The organism is Bacillus sp. FSL K6-2944 (genome assembly GCF_038005385.1).
Taxonomy (GTDB): domain Bacteria; phylum Bacillota; class Bacilli; order Bacillales; family Bacillaceae_G; genus Bacillus_A; species Bacillus_A cereus.
Map to the genome: position 1 here is coordinate 174,303 of NZ_JBBOTE010000003.1, position 21,886 is coordinate 196,188.

Sequence of the window (21,886 nt, forward strand, 5' to 3'; positions counted from 1 at the left end):
ATTTCAGGCGCTTTTTTTATTACTTGCTCTCTTTATTCGTAATAGAAGCTCTTACGAAGTCATGGAACAATGGTTGTGGACGGTTTGGACGAGAAACAAGTTCTGGGTGGAACTGTGCTGCCACGAACCAAGGGTGGTCTTTTATTTCAATGATTTCAACTAGACGGCCGTCTGGGCTTGTACCAGAGAATACAAATCCTTCTTTTTCCATATCCGGACGGAACTGATTGTTGAACTCATAACGATGACGATGACGCTCATATACAACCGGCTCATTATAAGCATTGTAAGCATTTGTTTCTTCAGCAAGCTTACATGGGTATAGACCAAGACGAAGTGTACCACCTAGGTCCTCTACATCTTTTTGTTCTGGTAATAAGTCGATGATTGCATATGGTGTGTCAGGGTTGATTTCAGAAGAGTTAGCACCTTCTAAACCTAATACATTACGTGCGAATTCGATTGATGCAAGTTGCATACCTAAGCAAATTCCTAAGAATGGAACTTTGTTTTCACGAGCATATTGAATCGCAACGATTTTACCTTCTACACCACGATCGCCGAAGCCACCTGGTACAAGGATACCGTCTGTATCGCCAACTAATTCTTTTACGTTTTCTGCTGTTACGTGCTCAGCATTTACCCATTTTACTTCTACATCTGTGTCGAATGAGTAACCAGCATGACGAAGTGCTTCTACAACAGAAATATAAGCATCTTGAAGTTCTACATATTTACCAACAAGAGCGATTTTTGTTTTCTTAGAAAGATTACGCACTTTGTTAACTAGAGCAGTCCACTCTGTCATATCTGCAGCTGGATTGTCTAATTTTAAGTGGTCACAAACGATTTGGTCCATGTTTTGTTCTTGAAGAGATAATGGAACCGCATATAAAGTATCTGCATCGCGAGCTTCGATAACTGCTTTTGTATCAATGTCACAGAATAATGCAAGCTTGTCTTTCATATCTTGAGAAACAGGCATTTCTGTACGAACAACGATAATGTTTGGTTGAATACCTAAGCTACGAAGTTCTTTAACACTATGTTGTGTTGGTTTTGTCTTCATTTCACCCGCTGCTTTTAAGTACGGGATTAACGTACAGTGAATGTACATTACATTGTCACGACCGATGTCGCTCTTAATTTGACGGATTGCTTCTAAGAATGGTAGAGACTCGATGTCACCAACAGTTCCACCGATTTCTGTAATAACAACATCCGCATTTGTTTCACGACCAGAACGATATACGCGTTCTTTAATTTCGTTAGTAATGTGAGGAATAACTTGAACTGTTCCTCCTAAATATTCACCGCGACGCTCTTTTTGAAGAACTGAAGAGTAAATTTTACCTGTTGTTACGTTGCTGTATTTGTTTAAGTTAATGTCGATAAAACGCTCATAGTGACCAAGGTCTAAGTCAGTTTCTGCGCCATCATCTGTTACGAATACCTCACCGTGTTGATATGGGCTCATAGTCCCTGGGTCTACGTTAATGTATGGATCAAACTTTTGAATCGTTACGTTTAAACCACGATTTTTTAAAAGTCTTCCAAGAGATGCTGCTGTAATACCTTTTCCTAAAGACGATACTACACCGCCTGTTACAAAAATATACTTAGTCATGAAAAAGCTCCCTTCTATTTTGCTGTTATATAATCACCGTTGCAAAGCGCAACGTATGTAGATAACACTGTATCCATCTTATTGTTAGACTCTTTTTATTTTCTAAACAAAAAACAAAAAAGAAAATTGCTCCCCTCATCACAAAAAGTAATAAGTAGGGAGCAATTTTCTTTTATATTTACACTTTAAAAGTATTATCGTCCTTTTTTAAAGAGCCCAAAAATGATTCTACATGGACGATAATGAAAAGTCAAGAACTACAGTTCTTCCTCTTCTTCTTCTTCAGTTTCGTCATACTCAAGTTCTTCTTCAGCGAAGTCGTCGTCATCTTCGTCTAAATCATCAAGATCGTCGTCATCTCCGTCTTCTTCTTCAAGAACCTTGTCCAAATCTTCTACATCATCTTCTTCTTCATTTACGTCTGCATCGTCGAAGTCATCTTCATCTTCTTCAATGTAGTCGTCAAAACCGTCTTCTTCAACTTTACGTTTCTTCTTCGGTTTTGGTTGAGGCAAGATTTCTTCATCAATTTGCTCGTATGGGTACCAGCTGCGTAGTCCCCAACGATTTTCTCCTAAATTAATGAAACGTCCATCGATGTTTAAGTCTGTATAAAATTGTGCGATTTTCGCATTAACTTGCTCTTGAGATAGTCCCAGCACTTGAGCGATTTCTTGAACCAACTCGTTGAATGTCGTTGCTTGTTTTTTATCCCCTAAAACGCTATGTACAACTTCAATCATTGAACATTCTTTTAGCTCTTCTGGTGAATATTGCTTAAAATCCACTTATGCGGCACTTCCTTTCATCAAATATAACATTATATATAACGGCCTGCTTAAAAAAATCCATACTATTCATTATAAACAAAAGTCGCACAAATATGCTACAAAAAAAACGGGAAACTTTTATAGGGTAGTAAAATTATAATTTGTCTGTTCCTTATTTCGGAAGCATATGGGCCCCTTGCAATACATACCTAATTTGCATTTCTGTATATTCTTCGAGCGTATACAGTTTTTGCAGCGCCCAGCGTCTAAATCCCCACATCTGTCCTTGTATAAAAATATTATGGGCAAGAAGCTGTATTTCTTTTTTATTTAATGTAAATGTTCCATTTTCCGTACACTGTTCTAAAATATTCTCGAACATTCCTACCATTTGAAACTCCTTTTCTAATACATACGGAAGTGATTCTTTCGGTAAAAAGCGTACCTCTTGATACATTATCAATACTTCTTCCTGTAATTCGTCCATCACTTTAAAGTAATTCGTTATTGCTATCTTTAAACTTTCTACACTCCCTTTTTCTGTACAAACTACTTCCTCTAATCTTTCTTTTACATGTTCATAAATACTATCACAAACTAAATACAAAACATCATCTTTTGTACGAATGTACTCATAAAGTGTCCCTATACTAAATCCAGCCGCTTTTGCAATTTCTCTCGTTGTTGTACGCGGAAATCCTTTTTGTTTAAACAGTTGCACCGCACCTTTAATCATTTGCTCACGTCTTAACGCAACTAATTTTTCATCTTTCACCGATGCATGTACATTATGTTTAACCATTCCCTTCACCTCTCTCTATTATTTTTTGGAAGGAAAAAGCGTAGGAAAATACCTACGCTTTCGTTCCTACTTCGTTAACATACGAGAAATTACAAGCCTCTGAATCTCTTGTGTTCCTTCATATATTTGTGTAATTTTTGCATCTCGCATATAACGCTCTACTGGATAATCTTTCGTATAACCGTAACCACCAAATACTTGCACCGCTTCAGTCGTCACCCTCATCGCTGTATCTCCTGCAAATACTTTTGACATCGCTGACTCTTTTCCATACGGAAGCCCTTCTGATTCAAGCCAAGCCGCTTGATATGTTAAAAGGCGTGCCGCTTCTACATCTGTTGCCATATCCGCAAGTTTAAAGCCAATCCCTTGCTGCGCCGCAATTGGTTTTCCAAATTGATGGCGCTCCCTTGCATATTCTACAGAAGCATCTAAAGCCCCTTGTGCAATACCAACAGCTTGCGCCGCAATACCGTTACGACCTCCATCTAATGTTTGCATCGCAACTTTAAACCCTTGCCCCTCTTCTCCAAGTAGATTCTCTACAGGAATACGGCAATCTTCAAACATAATTTCAGTCGTTGGTGAAGAGCGAATCCCTAGCTTGCTCTCCTTCTTCCCAACTGAAAATCCCGGTGTATCACTTTCTACAATAAATGCACTCGTACCGCGCTGCTTTGATTCAGGATCAGTTAGCGCAAAAACGACATAAATATCAGCAATACCGCCATTTGTAATGAAAATTTTTGATCCATTTAAAATATAATGGTCTCCATCTCTCTTTGCGATTGTCTTCATTCCACCAGCATCCGATCCAGATCCTGGCTCCGTTAAGCCGTATGCACCAATTTTCTTTCCTTCAGCCATCGGTCGTAAAAACTTTTGCTTTTGCTCTTCCGTCCCAAATTTAAAAATTGGCCATCCCGCAAGTGAAGTATGCGCGGACAGTGTTACGCCTGTTGAAGCACAAACGCGGGATAATTCTTCAATAGCGATTACGTACGCTAAGTAATCGCTTCCAATTCCACCGTACTCTTCAGGCCACGGAATACCGGTTAAACCAAGCTCTGCCATTTGATCAAATAATTCTCGATCAAATCGCTCTTCCTCATCACGCTCAGCTGCTGTTGGTGCCACTTCATTTTTAGCAAAATCTCGAACCATTTTTCTTATCATTTCATGTTCTTCTGATAGTTTAAAATGCATCTCCGTCTCCCCCTCGCCCTTTTATAAAGCACGGCTAATAACAAGTTTCTGTATTTCACTTGTTCCTTCATATATTTGCGTGATTTTCGCATCACGGAAAAATCGTTCTACTGGATAGTCTTTCGTATAACCGTAACCACCAAAAACTTGCACCGCCTCAATCGCGACTTCAACCGCTGTCTTAGAAGCAAATAATTTCGCAATAGATGCTTCTTTACCGCATGGTAATCCCTGTGCCCTAAGAGATGCCGCTCTATATACGAGTAACCTTGCTGCTTCGATACTTGTTGCCATATCTGCAAGCTTGAAGCCAATCCCTTGCTGCGCCGCAATTGGCTTCCCGAATTGCTCTCTTTCTTTTGCATAATCAATTGCACAGCCAAGCGCCGCTTCAGCAATTCCTAACGCCTGCGCACCGATTCCAATTCGCCCAACATCTAAATTCGCCATTGCCACCTTAAATCCTTGTCCTTCTTCCCCAAGTAAATTCTCAGCTGGCACTTTCATATCTTCAAAAGTAAGTTGTACTGTACGAGAACCGAGAAGTCCCATCTTATGTTCATCTTTTCCAATGATTAAACCAGGTGTATCTTTCTCTACTATAAATGCAGAAATACCACTTTTTCCTGCCTCTGGATTTGTAGAAGCGAATACAATGTATGTACTTGCTTCACCACCATTTGTAATAAACACTTTCGATCCATTAATAATATAATGATCACCTTTTTTCACAGCTCTTGATTTCAAACTCCCTGCATCTGATCCTGCATTTGGCTCTGTTAAAGCAAATGCACCTAAATATTCCCCAGTTGCAAGTTTAGAAACATATTTTTTCTTCTGTTCTTCTGTTCCGAAATATAAAATCGGATTCATTCCAACTGACGTATGTACAGCTAAAATTACACCAACTGTTGCACTTACCTTTGAGATTTCCTCAATTGCTAGAATGTAAGATATAAAGTCCATTTCTGCCCCACCGTATTTTGCAGGCGCTGGAATACCCATTAATCCAAGCTCACCCATCTTTTGCAAAATCTCTTTCGGGAACACCCCTTGTTCCATACTAGGAACAAAGGGAGCTATTTCCTTCTGTGCAAAATCCCGAACCATTTTCCTCATCATTTGCTGCTCTTCATTAAAACGAAAGTTCATATATTCCGCCTCCATTTGCTATATATCCTTTAAATAATTTGGTAAGACCACTATGTTGTAACAAAGGGGGCATTTATTCGTAAACGTAGAATCCACGACCTGTTTTACGCCCTAACCATCCTGCATTCACATACTTACGTAATAACGGACATGGGCGATATTTACTATCTCCTAATCCTTCATGCAACACTTCCATAATGTATAAACACGTATCTAAACCGATAAAATCGGCGAGTGTCAAAGGCCCCATCGGATGGTTCATACCAAGCTTCATGACTTCATCAATTGCTTCTTTCGTCGCTACACCTTCATATAACGTATAAATTGCTTCGTTAATCATCGGTAGCAAAATACGATTTGATACAAAACCTGGGAAATCATTCACTTCAACTGGTACTTTCCCAATTTTTTTCGTAATATCTTCAATTGCTTCATATACCGCATCATCGGTAGCCAAACCACGAATAATCTCAACAAGCTTCATAACTGGAACTGGATTCATAAAGTGCATACCGATTACTTTTTCCGGACGCTTCGTTACCGCTGCAATTTCTGTAATTGGCAGAGATGACGTATTCGTTGCTAAAATTGCGTGTTCTGGAGCAATTTCATCTAGATTCGCAAAGATTTTCTTTTTAATATCCATTTTCTCAACAGCTGCTTCAATAATAAGATCCGCTTCTTTCACACAATCTAAATCAAGCGTTACTGTAAGACGATTTAATGTGGCTTCCTTCTCTTCTTCCTTCATACGTCCTTTTTCTACTTGGCGTGCTAAGTTTTTCGTAATGATAGCCAATCCTCTATTTAATTGCTCTTGCTTTAAATCTTGTACCTTCACGTCATATCCTGCCATTGCACATACTTGTGCAATTCCTGATCCCATTTGCCCTGCACCAATTACAACAATGTTTTGTACACCCATTTTTTCTTCCCCCTTAATTGTTAATAAATTTTATACCCTCGAACTTTAATTAGTGAACTTCAATCATCACTGCGTCCCCTTGACCGCCACCGCTACAAATCGAAGCAATTCCAATTCCACCGCCGCGCTGCTTAAGTGCATGGATTAGTGTAACGATAATGCGCGCTCCGCTTGCTCCAATTGGATGTCCCATCGCTACCGCGCCGCCATTTACATTCAATTTTTCCGGATCAATTCCTGCGATTTCTGTACTTGCAATTGCTACCGCTGCAAAGGCTTCATTAATCTCGAATAAATCAATGTCTTCAATTGTCTTTCCTGTTTTTTCAAGCAATGCGTTAATTGCATAACCTGGAGTTCTTGGGAAATCTTTAGATTCCACTGCAATTGCTGTATGCGCCAAAATTGTCGCTAATGGCTTTCTTCCTTCTTGCTTCGCTCTGTCTTCGCTCATTAATACAAGTGCGGCACCACCATCGTTTAGTCCCGGCGCATTACCAGCTGTCACCGTCGCTGTCTTATCAAATACAGGTTTTAACTTTGCTAACTTTTCAATCGTTGTATCTTCACGTGGCGCCTCATCCTTTGCAACGACAATAGGATCGCCTTTTCTTTGCGGAATCGTTACTGGCACGATTTCCTCTTCAAAACGCCCTTCTTTATGCGCTGAAACCGCACGCTGATGGCTACGATATGCCCATTCATCTTGCGCTTCGCGAGAAATTCCATCTTCCTTTGCAACTTCTCCGCCATAAACGCCCATGTGTGTACCTGAAAATGCGCATGTTAAACCGTCAGCAACGTTTAAATCAATAACTTCGTTGTTGCCCATTCTGTATCCCCATCTTGCTCCACGTAAAATGTAAGGACTGTTACTCATCGACTCCATACCGCCAGCTACAATCAGTGATTGATCGCCAGTACGAATAATCTGATCCGCTAACGTAACCGCACGAAGCCCTGATGCACAAACTTTATTCACTGTTTCCGTCTGCACTTCCCAAGGGATTCCAGCAGCCCTCGCAGCTTGGCGCGATGGAATTTGTCCCTGCCCACCTTGAATAACCGTTCCAAATATAACTTCTTCAACATCACTAGCCGCAACATTTGCTCTTTCAAGCGCTGCTTTAATTGCAATTCCTCCAAGTTCCGTCGCTTTTACATCCTTTAAAGATCCTCCAAATTTTCCAACTGGTGTTCTTGCAGCACTTAAAATAACTGTTTTACTCATGTTTCTTTCCCCCATTTCATTTTTTAACACTGAGCGCTCGCTCGGTATCCCTACGTTGAGAAGAGGTGCAATCATTGCACCTCTTTCTAAAGTTGTATACATTCTTACAAACTACATCGCTTCTTTTTTCTGTCCGATAACAGATCGTTCTAAAATCTCTGTCACATCAAGAGTTTGAACTTTCTCTTCTACCTCTTTCGCTTTCGTTCCATCACTGATCATCGTTAAGCAATATGGACAACCTGTACCGATAATGGATGGCTGTACAGCTAATGCTTGTTCTGTACGAGCAACGTTAATACGAGAACCTGTTGTTTCTTCCATCCACATTAAGCCACCACCTGCGCCACAGCACATTCCAGTTTCACGGTTACGTGCCATTTCTACAAGATTCACTCCAGGAATCGCTTTCAAAATGTCACGTGGCGCTTCGTACACTTCGTTGTATCTTCCTAAATAACAGGAATCATGGTACGTAACTGTTTCTTCAATAGCGTGAACAGGCTTTAAGCGCCCTTCTTTCACCCACTGAGCTAACAATTCTGTATGATGATAGACTTCTGCTTGCAAGCCAAAGTCCGGATACTCATTTTTAAATGTGTTATAAGCATGAGGATCAATCGTAACGATTTTCTTCACTCCTGCCTTTTCAAATTCTTCGATATTCTTTGTCGCCATCTCTTGGAATACAAATTCATTTCCGAGGCGGCGTGGTGTATCTCCAGAATTCTTTTCTTTATTACCAAGAATTGCGAATGAAATGCCTGCTTCGTTCATTAACTTCGCAAACGATATCGCAATCTTCTGACTACGATTGTCGTATGATCCCATTGAACCAACCCAGAATAAATACTCGAATTCCTCCCCAGCTTTTGATTTTTCTTTTACAGTTGGAACTGTTACTTCGTCATCACCTTGGCGCCATGTTTCACGCTCTTTACGGTTCAGACCCCACGGATTCCCTTGACGCTCGATATTTGTCATCGCGCGTTGTGCTTCCGCGTCCATTTTTCCTTCTGTTAAAACGAGATATCGACGTAAATCAATAATTTTGTCAACATGCTCATTCATAACTGGGCATTGATCTTCACAGTTACGACACGTTGTACATGCCCAAATCTCTTCTTCTGTAATAACATCTCCGATTAAACTCGGATCGTAAGCGAGCGTTGTAGACGCTGATTCTTGTTGTCCTTTTCCAGCTGCCATCATCGCTAACTGATTTCCTTGTGTATTATTGAAGGCAACTACTGGAACCCACGGTGCTTTTGATGTTACCGCAGCTCCTTTATCAGTTAAATGATCGCGAAGTTTTAAAATTAAGTCCATCGGCGATAACATTTTTCCTGTTCCTGTTGCCGGACACATATTTGTACAACGGCCACACTCTACACAAGCGTATAAGTCAATAAGTTGATTTTGTCTAAAGTCTTCAATTTTACCAACACCAAATGTTTCTTGCGTTTCATCTTCAAAATCAATCTTTTCAAGCTTCCCTGGGTTTGAAAGACGACCGAAGAATACATTAGCTGGTCCTGCAATTAAATGCGCATGTTTTGATTGTGGAACATACACTAAAAACGTTAACAAAATTAGTAAATGCACCCACCAAGAAAAATAGAACACTGAAATGGCTACGGTTTCATTTATCCCGCTAAAAACGTAAGCGATTGCAGAAGCAATTGGTTCACTCCATGAAAGCTCCTCGCCATGCCATATAAGTCCCATACCGTTACCAAGTAGCACAGAAATCATTAAGCCACCGATAAAGATAAGAACAAGACCTGATTTGAAGTTACGTTTTAAACGAACAAGCTTTTCTACATAACGTCTATGAAAAGCCCAAAATACTGCAATTAAAATAACAAGTGTGACAATTTCCTGGAAGAATGTAAATGCAGGGTATAGTGGTCCAAGTGGAAGATGTGATCCTGGTGCGAGTCCTTTCCAAACGAAGTCAATTGCTCCAAATTGGACAAGAATAAATCCGTAAAAGAACATAACGTGAATGATGCCGCTTTTCTTATCTTTCAGCAGCTTTTTTTGACCGAAAACATTGACCTTAAGGAGATCCCAACGCTCTTTAAAACGACGGTCAAATTCAATTTTTTTTCCTAATTGTATGTAGGCCATTCTCGTCCGTATAAGATATACAAACAAATATCCTGCATAAGCAATAACAGCAATGGCAGCCAGCCAATTAATGATCAGTAAGCTATTCATTTTTATGCTACCCCTCTCTTTGTAAGCCCTCTTTCTTTTTTGAATCTTCAAAAATATATAATTTTCTGAATTATATCCCCTATCCCCATTATATAATGAGTGAGCATTCAGTCAACAGTTTTTTGTTATAGAACAACACATTTTTTCATAAAGCTGTTTATTTCGGTGAAACTATAAAGTGAAACTTTAATCAGCAGGGGTGGTTCATCCCCCGCTGATTATTAGTTGAACCAATCGGGCTTTTACGGGCAGTTGATTTCCAAACTAGCTTCTGCTTATTCATCAATTTTTGAAATAGGAAGCTTACTGCCCGTTAAAGCGGGATAAAGTGAACCTTTAATCAGTACAAGATCTATCCTCTAAAGAAATTTATAATAACAGCCGTGCTACCCGTATCATTTGTAACACACTGAAGGTGAAAAGAATGCGAAGGAGGGAATTCACTAATGCTCTACTTATCTCTTTTGTTAATATCCGTTGCTCTTTGGATTACAATTGACCTTTCATACGGGAGACTTCTTCATTTAAAACGAGTAAGCTCTCGCACTTTCCCTTTACGTCAAAGTGATTTTCACCTTTATACATACGGGAAAGATTTGTATGACGCTTTATTTACTGATATAAAACAAGCACAGCATCACATTCATATTTTATTCTTCATTGTAAAAAACGATAAAATCAGTCGTGAATTTTTAAAATTGCTGATTGATAAGGCTCAGGAAGGAATTGAAGTACGACTTTTACTTGATCGATTTGGCAGCCATTCTTTATCAAACGAAGCTATTCGCTCCCTGCAAAAACATGGTGTATCTTTTTCATTTTGTCATAAGGTAAAATTTCCTCTGCCTTTCTTTTCTGCCAATCAACGAAATCATAGGAAAATTACAGTGATTGATGGGAAAACCGGCTATATCGGGGGATTTAATATCGGTGAAGAGTATCTAGGGCATAATGAATATTTAGGATTATGGCGAGACTACCATTTACGTCTTACAGGAGAAGGGGTTCAAGATTTACAAAAGCAATTTTTGCATGACTGGTTTGATGATACGAAACAAAATTTATTAGATGCTTCTCTTTATTTTCCAAAACAAAACCCAGGTACCATCCTGCATCAATTTATTCCGACTGATGGGGCTTATTTACAGCATACTTTTTTACATTTAATTAACGCGGCAAAAAAAGAAATCTGTATCGGTACACCATATTTCATTCCTGGAAAAAAAATTATGAATGCCTTATTAAAAGCAAGAGAAAGAGGGGTTCAAATCACAATTCTTGTTCCAGAAAAAGCTGATCACCCTCTTGTTCGAGAAGCCAAATTTCCGTACTGCCGAAAATTAATACAGGCTGGTTGCAATATTTATGCATTTCAACAAGGTTTTTTTCACGCCAAAATTATTATAGTAGACGATGATATTTGCGATATCGGAACAGCAAACTTTGATATGAGAAGTTTATATATTAACCATGAAATAAACTGCCTGTTATATAATAAACATTTCATTCAAACAGTAAAAAAGAAATTCCATGAAGATCTAGAGAATGCATCTGTACTTTCCTATAGCGATGTAAACCCGCCTTCTCTTATCGATAGAGGAAAGGAATGGATTGGAACAATGTTTGCTTTCTTTTTATAGGAAAGACAATGAATAAAAGAGGTGTATCTCATATGCTTATACGGTTTGGATATGTCTCACATGCAATGGCACTCTGGGACTGTTCTCCTGCCAAAACAATGACGTTTACAAGCTTTAAGAAACTCAGCAAGCAAGAGCGAGAAGACAAACTGTACCATGTTATAAGGCAAAATTTAGAGCACACAATACGTATCCTTCATTACAATATAGCGCATGAAATCCCACTATATCGCCTATCGTCTTCCATCGTCCCACTTGCAACACATCCCGAAGTCGAGTTTGACTATATTGGGGTATTCACACCACTTTGGCGTAAAATAGGGGCTTTAATTAAAGAACACAATTTACGAATAAGTTTTCATCCAAATCAATTTACGCTATTTACAAGCGACAAGCCACATATTACTACTAACGCTATTACGGATATGACTTATCATTATAAAATATTGGATGCTATAGGCATTGCAGATTCTTCTTACATTAATATTCATGTAGGTGGAGCCTATGGAAATAAAGAAAAGGCAATTGAGCGCTTCCATGAAAACATAAAAAAACTTCCTACACATATAAAAAAACAAATGACTCTTGAAAATGATGATAAAACATATACAACCGCTGAAACTTTATCAATTTGCCAAAAAGAAAATATTCCATTTGTATTTGATTATCATCATCATATGGCCAATCTTTGCGAGGAACCACTAGAAGAGTTGCTTCCTGCAATTTTTGAAACTTGGTCACATACAAATATTTCTCCTAAAGTTCACATTTCCTCCCCGAGATCGGAAAAAGAATTTAGGGCTCATGCTGAATATATCGATTTAGAGTTTATTAAGCCTTTCTTACACATTGCAAAAAAACACAATCATAATTTCGATATTATGATTGAAAGTAAACAAAAAGACTTAGCATTATTCCAATTAATAGATGAACTTTCTGCTATAAGAGGAATTAAAAGAATAGGTGGTGCAATGTTACAGTGGTAAATTGTAACTTTGCACCATTTTTTCAAAAAAGTAATTTTTATAGTAAAAAACATCCTATTTTATATGCTATTATTTAAATTAGCATTCCCTCGAGATTCAACTTTATTGAAACGGAGTCATAATATGATTAATCAAAAAAAATATGTACAATTTGTCATAATATACATATCTATATTTGCTCTTTGGATACTCTTTATTCCAAATGAGTCGCATATAAAGGAGATTGGAATTCTTTTCTTATTCTGTTTCGCTGCACTTTTTTCTTGTCACTGTTTATATAAAGCTATTAAGAGAATGAAACGCAGTGATAAACTATTTTGGATTTTATTACTATGTACTTGCCTATGTGGGTTAGTTATGGAGATAACCCTATTTCTTAGTTCACTTTCTATACATGATCAATCTATATTTTCATATAAAGCATTACCTTTTTTTATCATACAATATATTTTGCTCTTTGTTGGATTTGCTATAAAGTTTATAAAAAATTATTCTATTAAGGGGCTTTCTCAATTTTCATTCGATAGCATCTTTATTATTATTATGAACATTTATTTCACCTTAACTTTTATCTTAGACCTTTCAAGCTTCCGCATGTTAACAAAGGATACTTGGATTTTAATTGGGTATTTCATTGCACAATCATTAGTAATTTACGCCGTTATTAGCCTATATAGAAGAGAACAATATTCTTCTAGTAGAATTGCATTAATTATCGGTTTCACTATTATACTCGTATACGGTTATATTCATCTGTTTCAATTGAATTTTGGGATGAAAACTTCTGCTGAAATTAATTATTTAATACACACTGCTTCTATTTTATTAATTGGACTTTCTTCCATACTATATATTTTAGATAAACCAATGCAGCATGAAACGAAAACAAAATATTATCGATTCGATTATGTACGTTTTATACTACCTTATTTTAGTATAATTATTACTTTTTCTTTTATTATCATTCAACCTTGGGATGATAAATTCATGTTAATCGGTCTCGTATTATCACTTATTTTGTTATTCTTGCGGCAACTTTACATGTGGAAAGATAATCAAGCACTAATTCATACATATGAACAGTTGACTACACAACTAGAGGACGAAGTTGAAGAAGGTGCATTTGCATTATCAAAAAGTGAACAACGTTATAAATCTTTATTCGAGGACCATCCCGATGCCGTTTTCTCTTTAAATATGAATGGCATTTTTCAACAATCTAATAAGGCGTGCGAAAGCTTATTTACTGCCTATTATTGCGAAGTGGCAAGCTATTCTCTGGTACACTTCATTGATTCAAAAGACCACGAACTACTAAAGAAGGCTTTACAAATTACAAAGGAAGGTAGGCCACAAACGTTAGAAGTTCGTACAAAAGAACAAGAAGGCTATTATTATTATCTCCATATTACACTTATCCCTACTTTTATAAACAAAGAAGTGGTCGGAATGTTTGGGATAGCACGTGATATTACCACCTTATATGAAAAACAAAAACAAGTAGAACATTTAGCCTTTCACGATGCACTTACTGGATTACCAAATCGTCGAAAGTTCGAAAAAGATTTAAAAGCCATTTTAAATACAGCCCAAACTAACGCAAATGATGTCGCCGTCATATTCCTTGATTTAGATCGATTTAAAAAAATTAACGATAGACTTGGCCATGACGTTGGAGATTTATTATTAATTGAAGTAGCAAAAAGATTACGCGGTTGCTTGCGTTCAAAAGATATCGTCGCTCGCCAAGGTGGAGATGAGTTTACAATTCTATTACCAGAAATGTACTCAGAAAAAAGTGCAATTTTTATAGCTGAACAGATTTTAACTATTTTAAACAAACCATTCTTCATTCAAGGCGAAGAACTTTCTATTACACCAAGTATCGGAATTGCGATGTACCCTGATTATGGAACTGATGTAAATGAGTTAATGAAAAATGCTGATATGGCTATGTATCGTGCGAAAGCAAATGGAAAAAACAGATTTGTTTTCTTCTCAAAAGAAATGAGTATCGCTCAAAATGAAATTCAATTCTTAGAAGGTGAACTTTCAAAAGCATTACAACAAAATGAATTTTTCCTTGAATACCAGCCACAAGTAAGCACAAAAACAAAACAAATTATCGGTTTTGAAGCATTAATACGTTGGAAGCATCCAAAACTCGGTATCGTATCTCCTGCCCAATTTATCCCTCTAGCAGAGGAAACTGGTTTTATTATTGAACTTGGCAATTGGATTTTACGTACTGCTTGTTTAGAGGCAAAAAGATGGCATAATCAAGGTTTCTCTCATTTAAAAGTTGGTGTAAATTTATCTGTTGTTCAATTTAACCATGCAGATTTAATCCCAACTATTTCAAAGGTATTGGAAGAAACAGAACTGAAACCAGAAGCACTAGATATTGAAATTACGGAAAGCATCGCAATTAATCAAAATCAATCTGTAGTTGCAAAACTAGAACAACTTCAAAATCTCGGTATTCAAATTTCAATCGACGACTTTGGAACTGGTTATAGTTCTTTAGCTTATTTAACAAAATATCCAATCAACACATTAAAAATCGCTCGAGAGTTTATTTGTGGAATTACAACTAGCCCTTTAGAAGAAGCAATTGTCTCTTCCATTATTACACTATCAAAACAACTAAATTTAGAAGTGATTGCAGAAGGTGTAGAAACGGAAGAAGAATGGGAATTTTTACATAAACAAAATTGTGATCACATTCAAGGATTCTTTATTAGCAAACCTGTTTCTAGTAAAGACGTTTGGATGTTACTCCATAAAAAAACAACCGCCTAAGTAAGACGGTTGTTTTTTAATATTCAAAAGGTAAATCTTTAGCTAATTGTACCTCTTGATCGTTATGAGAAATTATATGGCTTTTCTCTAATGCCGTATCGCCTAATGAAATACCCCATGCCATCGCTAACGTTAATAAACTACCAATAAGTAATTTCTTCATATTCCATCACCCACATTTTTTATTTTAATATATCATGAAAATTTATATCTATTATATGCAATTATGCATACCCATTTTTTAGGATATTTATCTGCTGATCTTATTTACGAGCGCTTCTTTATATGCATGCATTTCTAATATATCAAAAAAGAAACTTGCCTTTTTATATGCATCTTCAACCTCTGCCCCATCGTACTCCAACTTCCCTAGGCATTCACCTTTTTGATAATATAGCTGTCCAATTAATGCCATACTATTAATTCGGCATGATATTTCAATCGCTTTATTTACTTGATAAAGTGACTCTTCATATTGATTATCTAAATATAATGCTTTCGCATGATTATATCTTACCTTCACTTCAAATTCTTCATTATCATGCAATACCTCTAATTGTTTTAATATATCTTCAAATAACTCAATACTCTTCTTAAAATAGCTATTTTCAGCATAAATATTTGCAATCGCATTTTCTATATAAAGATTTTGGTATACGTCTATTCCAGCTAACTGTTGATTTAACAATTTTTTTAATTCTAAAATACAATATTCGTAATCGATTTTCTTTAATATGTAAGCTGCTACATGATATTGCCATTGAAGAAATTGCTGGAATTCAGGATGATATTCTTCCTTTTTCAGCTCATTCCATACTTTATTATAAATTTCTTTATATTTCTTTTGCTTACAAAGCATAATGATTTGATCTTTAAACTGTTTTTTTCTTTCAATATCGGAATAAATGAGTACCTCATAAAAATGAATAATAGGAACTTGTAATTTTGCTGCGATACCTTGCAATATATCCATACTTGGGTATACCGCACCCGATTCAATTCTACTCACTTCCGATTGATGACATATATTATCGGATAACTGTTTCTGTGTTAATCCTCTCATCACCCTAATTTTCTTAATTTCACTTCCTAATTTTTCTGCGTGCATACTTACTCACCATCCCATTAGAACAATCTAATTTTTTGAGTTGTCATACCACTACAATAATGTGAATTCGACAATTTTTGATATGAAATAATGCATAATATATATAAAATTCGGCAAATTTTTCATACAATTCATCTCACATACAATAATAGATTAGGAGTGTTATAGATGAATTATAGAAAACTTGCTAGTGCTTTCGTTACATTCGGTCTTCTTTGCCCTTTATCAACAGAAGCTATTCATGCTCAAGAATTAGACAAAAGTGCAGTCAAAGTTGAAATTGCTCAGCCTGGTTTAACAATCGGGAAATTAACACAACCTCAAAATGATACGAAAGAAAATATTGCTAAAAAGTATTTAAAAGGTGAGGTAAATGGGGCGAAAGCTCAACAAGAACAAGTCACTACTGAAAAAAATGTAGATTTCCAACCTACAAATAAAGAAACCAAAGAAAATCAAACCGAAGTTCGCCTTGCACAAACATATAAAAACTATAAAATATATGGCCAAGATCTCATTGTAAAAGTAGATAAAAATGGAGTAATCACAACTGTTAGTGGTAAAGTTGTTCAAAATTTAAATCAACAACCTAATCTTACTATAACAAATTTTTTGTCGAAAAATGAAGTAAAATCTAAATTACGCGATATAGTTCAAATTCCAAGTGATGCAGTTGAGACAGAATTCTCTAGCGAAACCGTTGTTTATAAGAAAAAAGATGGCTATTATACATTCGCAACTGTTATTACATTTACTTATGAAAACAATGAACAAATTATAAACGGCAATGCTATCGTTGATTTAAAAACTGGCGAAGTACTTTTCCAAGAAAAATTCATTAAAAACAAAGAGAATAAGACTATAAATCAAGTAACATCACCTAGATTATCCCCTGCAAGTGAGCAAGGAACTGGGAAAAATGCACTTCAAGAAAACATCTCTTTCAATATTGCCAAAGGAACTGATGGAAAATTTTATTTAGCGGATTTATCACGCGGAAATGGTATTTATATTTATAATGCAAACTACGCCGATTCCCTTGGAGGATATAGTCAAGCTGGTTATCCAGGGACACTAATTTCAAGTAGTACTCCTAATTTTGCAGATAAAGAAGCCGCGGGCGCTATGAAGAACATGAGTGATATTTACGATTACTTTAAGAAAGAACATAATCTAAAAAGTTACGACAATAAAGATTCAAAAGTTGTTGCTAGTGTACACGGTTTTGATTCTACTGAAGTTAGTGATGGTGTAAAAGAAGACTATGTAAATGCATTTTGGCATCCCGCTTGGAACCAAATGGTATTTGGTGATGGTTTAGACGGAAAACTAACATCCGCTCTTGATGTAACAGCTCATGAATTTGGACATGCTGTATTCAGTGGCACGACGAAAAATAAAGTCGTGAGATATCCAAGCGCTGAAACATCTGCACTAAACGAGGGATTAGCGGATTTCTGGGGTACACAAATCGAATATTACGTAAAGAAAGATAAAGGAAACTGGATTATGGGCGATACATTAGGTGGCCTAACAATTCGTGATATCCCAAGGGAAATTGGTGACGGCGGTCATAAACTATATACAAATTTACAAGATTTCTATAACGATGGTAATAATCAAGAATCACACGTGAATTCTGGTATTATCAGTCACGTATTATATCAATTAGCTGAAGGTAAAACATATAACGGTGTTGCTGTTCAAAAACAAGGAAATGAAAAAGTAAGTAAAGTTGTTATGCGTGCATTGCAAAATTATGCAACTTCCGCTGAAGACTTTGAATCACTTCAATCTCATATCGTACAAGCTGCAAAAGATTTATATGGCACTGCCTTATCAAATGAATTTGCAAAGGCATTTGAAGCACACGGTTACAAACCATTACAAAAAGTAAATCAAGTAATAGAAGTACAATAATTATAAAAAGAAGGTTACCTCTCATAGGTAACCTTCTTTTTATATCCAACCCTTTTCTTCCGCAATTGTAATTGCCTCAATTCTATTTTTCGCATCAAGCTTCGCTAATACTTCAGAAATATAATTACGTACTGTACCCGGCGAAAGATAAAGTGCCTTCGCAATTTCGTTTGCCGTCTTTCCTTCTTTCGCAAGCAACAGTACTTCCTTTTCGCGATCTGACAACGGATTTTGCTCCTGCCATAAGCCAAACATTAAATCTTGGGAGACCTCTCGTTTCCCCTTCATTACATTACGAATTGCTGCCGCTAAATCTTCACTTGGGCTATCCTTTAATAAATAGCCGTGCACACCAGCTTTCATTGCTCTTTCAAAATATCCCGGCCGTGCAAATGTTGTTAAAATCATTACTTTGCATGATGATTTTTCTTTCTTTAAAGTCTCAGCGACATCCAATCCACTTTGAATCGGCATTTCAATATCCATAATACTTACATCTGGCTTTAACGATTCAATTAATTCTAACGCCTCTTCCCCGTTCGCAGCTTGCCCAATTACTTCGATATCATCTTCTAGATCAAGCAGGGCCCCTAATGCACCACGAAGCATCCGCTGGTCTTCTGCAATAATAATTCGAATCATGCCCTCACCTCATCTTTTCCTGTTCTAATAACAACTGGAACTTTTACCGTTAATAACGTCCCTGGATTGATTGTACCTAGTTCAACAAATCCATCAATAAGAGCAATTCGTTCTTTCATGCCGCGAATACCATTTCCATCATGATTTTGATCTGTTAAACCGATTCCGTTATCTTCTACTTTCAAAATCAGTTCACCTTGTGATTCTAATACAGAAACTGCGCACCGCGTTGCCTTACTATGTTTTACAACATTTGTAACGGCCTCACGTAAACACATCCCGACAATATTTTGTTCAATTGGTGATAACGAGCTCGATCTTGCTTCTTGCCTCACTTCTAATTCAATATTAGCTGCTTGTAAGATCGCTTTTATTTGCTCTAGCTCTTCTTCTACCGTAATCATACGCATATCAGAAATTAATTCTCTCAGCTGTTTTAAGGCTGTACGAGACGTTTGTGTAATTTCCTTCGCTTCCGCACTTGCACGCTCTGGATTTTTCACAATTAACTTCTCTACAAGCTGGCTTTTCAAAGTAATAAGAGATAACGTATGCCCTAATGTGTCATGAAGATCTCTTGCAATCCGCTGCCGTTCTTCACGTTTTACTAAGTCTTTAATTTGCTCGTTCGCCTGATCCAATTGATTTCTTAACATCTTTTTCTGATTAAAATTGCGCATACCAAATGGCGTAAGAAGCATTAAAATAAACATTGGAACGATATTTACTAAACTTGTAGTTGTTAGTTGATTCATATTTACAAATAAAAATGCTCCAAGCATGATAACTAACGAACATAACAGCACTCGAAATACTTTCTTATTTGGCGCAAATCCCATCGCACTTGCTGTGAAAAAGCCAAAAAATATCATAAAAGGATTATAAAATAAAGCAAATAAAAAGATGAGTACCATTTGAATACACGCCCAAAAAACAAACGTCCTCTGAACAAAATAAAGCTGACGGTATGTGACAATAAAAATTATCAACATACCGCTTCCTATTACAAGCTTCCATCCTGATGCCTGCGCTAAGTGATAAATTGGAAATAATAGATAAACAAACCACATATACGGGAAGAATCCCATATGTTTCGGAAAAATCTCAATCCTCTTCTTCTCTATCATTTATACCGCTTCCTGTCTTTTTCTTATATATATTGATACTACAACAAATATAAGGAAATAACCTCCTAATACCGCTATATTTTCCCATCCAATTGATTTTCCAGCTACAATATCCCACGCACCACTTCCGAAATGGTATGTCGGTGTCCATTCACCAATCGTTCTTAATATTTTGGGGAATACTTCAATCGGCATCCATAACCCGCCAACTATAGCTAAACTCATATTTAAAATATTTGCTAAGCCAGCAGCTGCGTCCGCCTTCTTAATGGAACCTATTACTGTTCCTAACGCTAAAAATGGTGTTACCCCTAACAATAACCATAATCCCGCACCAATCCATTGCCCTATCGTTAACTCAACATGATTAATTAGTATCCCTGCAATAAAGATAACTAATATTGAAAAAGCATTTACTACTGTTTGAGCGATAATTTTTGCTGTTAAATATGCTCCCTCTGGAAGCGGTGTAATTTTTAGAAGATGTGTCCATCCTTGCCCTCTTTCCTGAGAAAGTCTCACACCGAAACTAAAGAGTGCAGTCCCTACAATACTGAAAGTTGCCATCGAAATTAAATAATGTGCTTTCCACGCATCTCCGTTTTGTGGTACTTGAACAACATTTGTGAAAATGTAGTAAAACATAACAGGCATTAATAATGAGAAAAAGATAAATAATTTATTGCGGAATGTACGTAAAATTTCTATTTTGCATTGCATCCATAATGCTCTCATGCGATTTCCTCCTTCTGATTTGCGACAAACTGTTCGAATGCTTCATCAAGACTTCCACGTTCAACTGAAACATCTGTTACAGGTAAACTCTTTTGATAAATGGCTTTTAAAGTTGCATCCGTATCCTCCGTTGTTAAAATGAAGCGTCCTTCGCTTGACTTTACTTCTGTTACATTTGGTAATTCCTTTAGTAATTTTGTAGGAATGCTTTCCTTCGAGTAAAATGTGATTGTTTTTCGCGAAATCGTCGCTTTCATTTCGTCTGGTGTACCATCTGCGATAATCTTTCCGTTCGCAAATAATAAGATACGATTTGCTAAAGCATCTGCTTCTTCTAAATAATGCGTCGTTAAAATAATTGTTTTCCCTTCACTTGCTAACTTTCGAATCGTTTCCCAAAACATTCTTCGAGACGTAATATCCATTCCGACTGTCGGCTCATCTAAAAATAACAAATCTGGATTTCCCGCAAGTGCAAGCGCAAAATTCAACCTTCTTTTTTGCCCACCTGATAACTTCTCACATCTTTGCTTTCGCTCTGATTCTAAATTTGATAACTGCATTAACGTTTCTTTCGCTATAGGATTCGTATAATAACTACGGAATAACTCGATTGCCTCTTCCACCGTAATACTATCAATGACACTTACTTCTTGCAGCATCGCACCGAGGCTATTACGAACATCTCTATGCTTTGGACTCTTTCCAAATATAAAGACCTTACCTTCTGTCGGGTCCTTTAATCCAAGCATCATCGACATCGTCGTTGTTTTCCCCGCACCATTCGGACCAAGTAACGCTACTATTTCCCCTTTATTTACATGAAATGAAACATTATTTACTGCGTTTTTATGTTTAAATGTTTTAGAAACACCATTTACTTCAATAATCTTTTCCATCTCTCCACCCCCGCTGTTTCTTATATTTACATTGTATTACTTGGAAAACTTAGGAAACAGTATGATGCGTCATGACATCGATATGACAATT

Annotated in this window: 18 protein-coding genes; 4 read left to right on the forward strand and 14 right to left on the reverse strand. The window is 36.8% G+C overall.

Annotation, left to right across the window (positions count from 1 at the left end; all coding sequences use genetic code 11):
* Window positions 1-19: 19 nt before the first annotated feature.
* The 8 genes from pyrG to MHH55_RS27455 form a co-directional block, all read right to left on the reverse strand.
* On the reverse strand, window positions 20-1,627 hold the full coding sequence (gene pyrG / locus MHH55_RS27420; protein ID WP_000170459.1) for a CTP synthase: 1,608 nt from the start codon (window positions 1,625-1,627) through the stop codon (window positions 20-22).
* Window positions 1,628-1,884: 257 nt separating this feature from the next.
* Complete coding sequence (rpoE, locus tag MHH55_RS27425; RefSeq protein ID WP_074554316.1) at window positions 1,885-2,415, reverse strand: DNA-directed RNA polymerase subunit delta; 531 nt, start codon at window positions 2,413-2,415, stop codon at window positions 1,885-1,887.
* 154 nt (window positions 2,416-2,569) lie between these two features.
* On the reverse strand, window positions 2,570-3,199 hold the full coding sequence (locus MHH55_RS27430; protein WP_000238605.1) for a TetR/AcrR family transcriptional regulator: 630 nt from the start codon (window positions 3,197-3,199) through the stop codon (window positions 2,570-2,572).
* A gap of 66 nt (window positions 3,200-3,265) precedes the next feature.
* The gene (acdA, locus tag MHH55_RS27435; RefSeq protein ID WP_000545544.1) at window positions 3,266-4,405 is read right to left on the reverse strand and encodes an acyl-CoA dehydrogenase AcdA; all 1,140 of its coding nucleotides are present in this window, start codon (window positions 4,403-4,405) and stop codon (window positions 3,266-3,268) included.
* Between the two features lie 21 nt (window positions 4,406-4,426).
* Entirely contained in the window at window positions 4,427-5,557 is a 1,131-nt protein-coding gene (locus MHH55_RS27440) for an acyl-CoA dehydrogenase (RefSeq protein ID WP_074554312.1), read from the reverse strand.
* A 73-nt stretch (window positions 5,558-5,630) separates the two neighbouring features.
* Window positions 5,631-6,482 carry a 3-hydroxybutyryl-CoA dehydrogenase gene (locus tag MHH55_RS27445; protein WP_047792085.1) on the reverse strand — a complete coding sequence of 284 codons (852 nt, stop codon included), beginning with the start codon at window positions 6,480-6,482 and terminating at the stop codon, window positions 5,631-5,633.
* 49 nt (window positions 6,483-6,531) lie between these two features.
* Window positions 6,532-7,815, reverse strand: a complete 1,284-nt coding sequence (locus MHH55_RS27450) for an acetyl-CoA C-acetyltransferase (RefSeq protein ID WP_002026635.1) — start codon at window positions 7,813-7,815, stop codon at window positions 6,532-6,534.
* Between the two features lie 9 nt (window positions 7,816-7,824).
* Window positions 7,825-9,936, reverse strand: coding sequence for a heterodisulfide reductase-related iron-sulfur binding cluster (locus MHH55_RS27455; RefSeq protein ID WP_001086776.1), 2,112 nt, complete (start codon window positions 9,934-9,936; stop codon window positions 7,825-7,827).
* Between the two features lie 446 nt (window positions 9,937-10,382).
* On the opposite strand from MHH55_RS27455, the gene cls reads away from it, so the two are divergent.
* The 3 genes from cls (at window position 10,383) to MHH55_RS27470 (ending at window position 15,364) form a co-directional block, all read left to right on the forward strand.
* Window positions 10,383-11,576, forward strand: coding sequence for a cardiolipin synthase (cls, locus tag MHH55_RS27460; RefSeq protein ID WP_000966423.1), 1,194 nt, complete (start codon window positions 10,383-10,385; stop codon window positions 11,574-11,576).
* A 32-nt stretch (window positions 11,577-11,608) separates the two neighbouring features.
* Entirely contained in the window at window positions 11,609-12,562 is a 954-nt protein-coding gene (uvsE, locus tag MHH55_RS27465; protein ID WP_002184090.1) for a UV DNA damage repair endonuclease UvsE, read from the forward strand.
* Window positions 12,563-12,685: 123 nt separating this feature from the next.
* A complete protein-coding gene (locus tag MHH55_RS27470; RefSeq protein WP_002184091.1) occupies window positions 12,686-15,364 on the forward strand; it encodes a DUF4084 domain-containing protein in 2,679 nt (892 codons plus the stop codon).
* 16 nt (window positions 15,365-15,380) lie between these two features.
* Here the strand turns inward: MHH55_RS27470 and MHH55_RS27475 are convergent, their stop codons facing one another.
* On the reverse strand, window positions 15,381-15,527 hold the full coding sequence (locus tag MHH55_RS27475; RefSeq protein ID WP_000734730.1) for a quorum-sensing peptide PapR: 147 nt from the start codon (window positions 15,525-15,527) through the stop codon (window positions 15,381-15,383).
* Window positions 15,528-15,614: 87 nt separating this feature from the next.
* Window positions 15,615-16,472 (reverse strand): transcriptional regulator PlcR, encoded by an 858-nt coding sequence (gene plcR / locus MHH55_RS27480; protein ID WP_000542909.1) that lies wholly within the window; start codon window positions 16,470-16,472, stop codon window positions 15,615-15,617.
* Between the two features lie 168 nt (window positions 16,473-16,640).
* On the opposite strand from plcR, the gene MHH55_RS27485 reads away from it, so the two are divergent.
* The gene (locus MHH55_RS27485) at window positions 16,641-18,392 is read left to right on the forward strand and encodes a M4 family metallopeptidase (RefSeq protein WP_075676704.1); all 1,752 of its coding nucleotides are present in this window, start codon (window positions 16,641-16,643) and stop codon (window positions 18,390-18,392) included.
* A 39-nt stretch (window positions 18,393-18,431) separates the two neighbouring features.
* Here the strand turns inward: MHH55_RS27485 and MHH55_RS27490 are convergent, their stop codons facing one another.
* Genes MHH55_RS27490 through MHH55_RS27505 form a run of 4 tightly spaced genes read right to left on the reverse strand, consistent with a single transcriptional unit; the run spans window position 18,432 to window position 21,795 of the window.
* Window positions 18,432-19,034, reverse strand: coding sequence for a response regulator transcription factor (locus tag MHH55_RS27490; protein ID WP_000619237.1), 603 nt, complete (start codon window positions 19,032-19,034; stop codon window positions 18,432-18,434).
* Complete coding sequence (locus tag MHH55_RS27495) at window positions 19,031-20,161, reverse strand: sensor histidine kinase (protein ID WP_000570607.1); 1,131 nt, start codon at window positions 20,159-20,161, stop codon at window positions 19,031-19,033. Before MHH55_RS27495 ends, MHH55_RS27490 begins: the two co-directional genes overlap by 4 nt.
* On the reverse strand, window positions 20,162-20,896 hold the full coding sequence (locus MHH55_RS27500; protein ID WP_001202429.1) for an ABC transporter permease: 735 nt from the start codon (window positions 20,894-20,896) through the stop codon (window positions 20,162-20,164).
* A complete protein-coding gene (locus MHH55_RS27505; RefSeq protein WP_071740957.1) occupies window positions 20,893-21,795 on the reverse strand; it encodes an ABC transporter ATP-binding protein in 903 nt (300 codons plus the stop codon). Before MHH55_RS27505 ends, MHH55_RS27500 begins: the two co-directional genes overlap by 4 nt.
* Window positions 21,796-21,886: the final 91 nt, after the last annotated feature.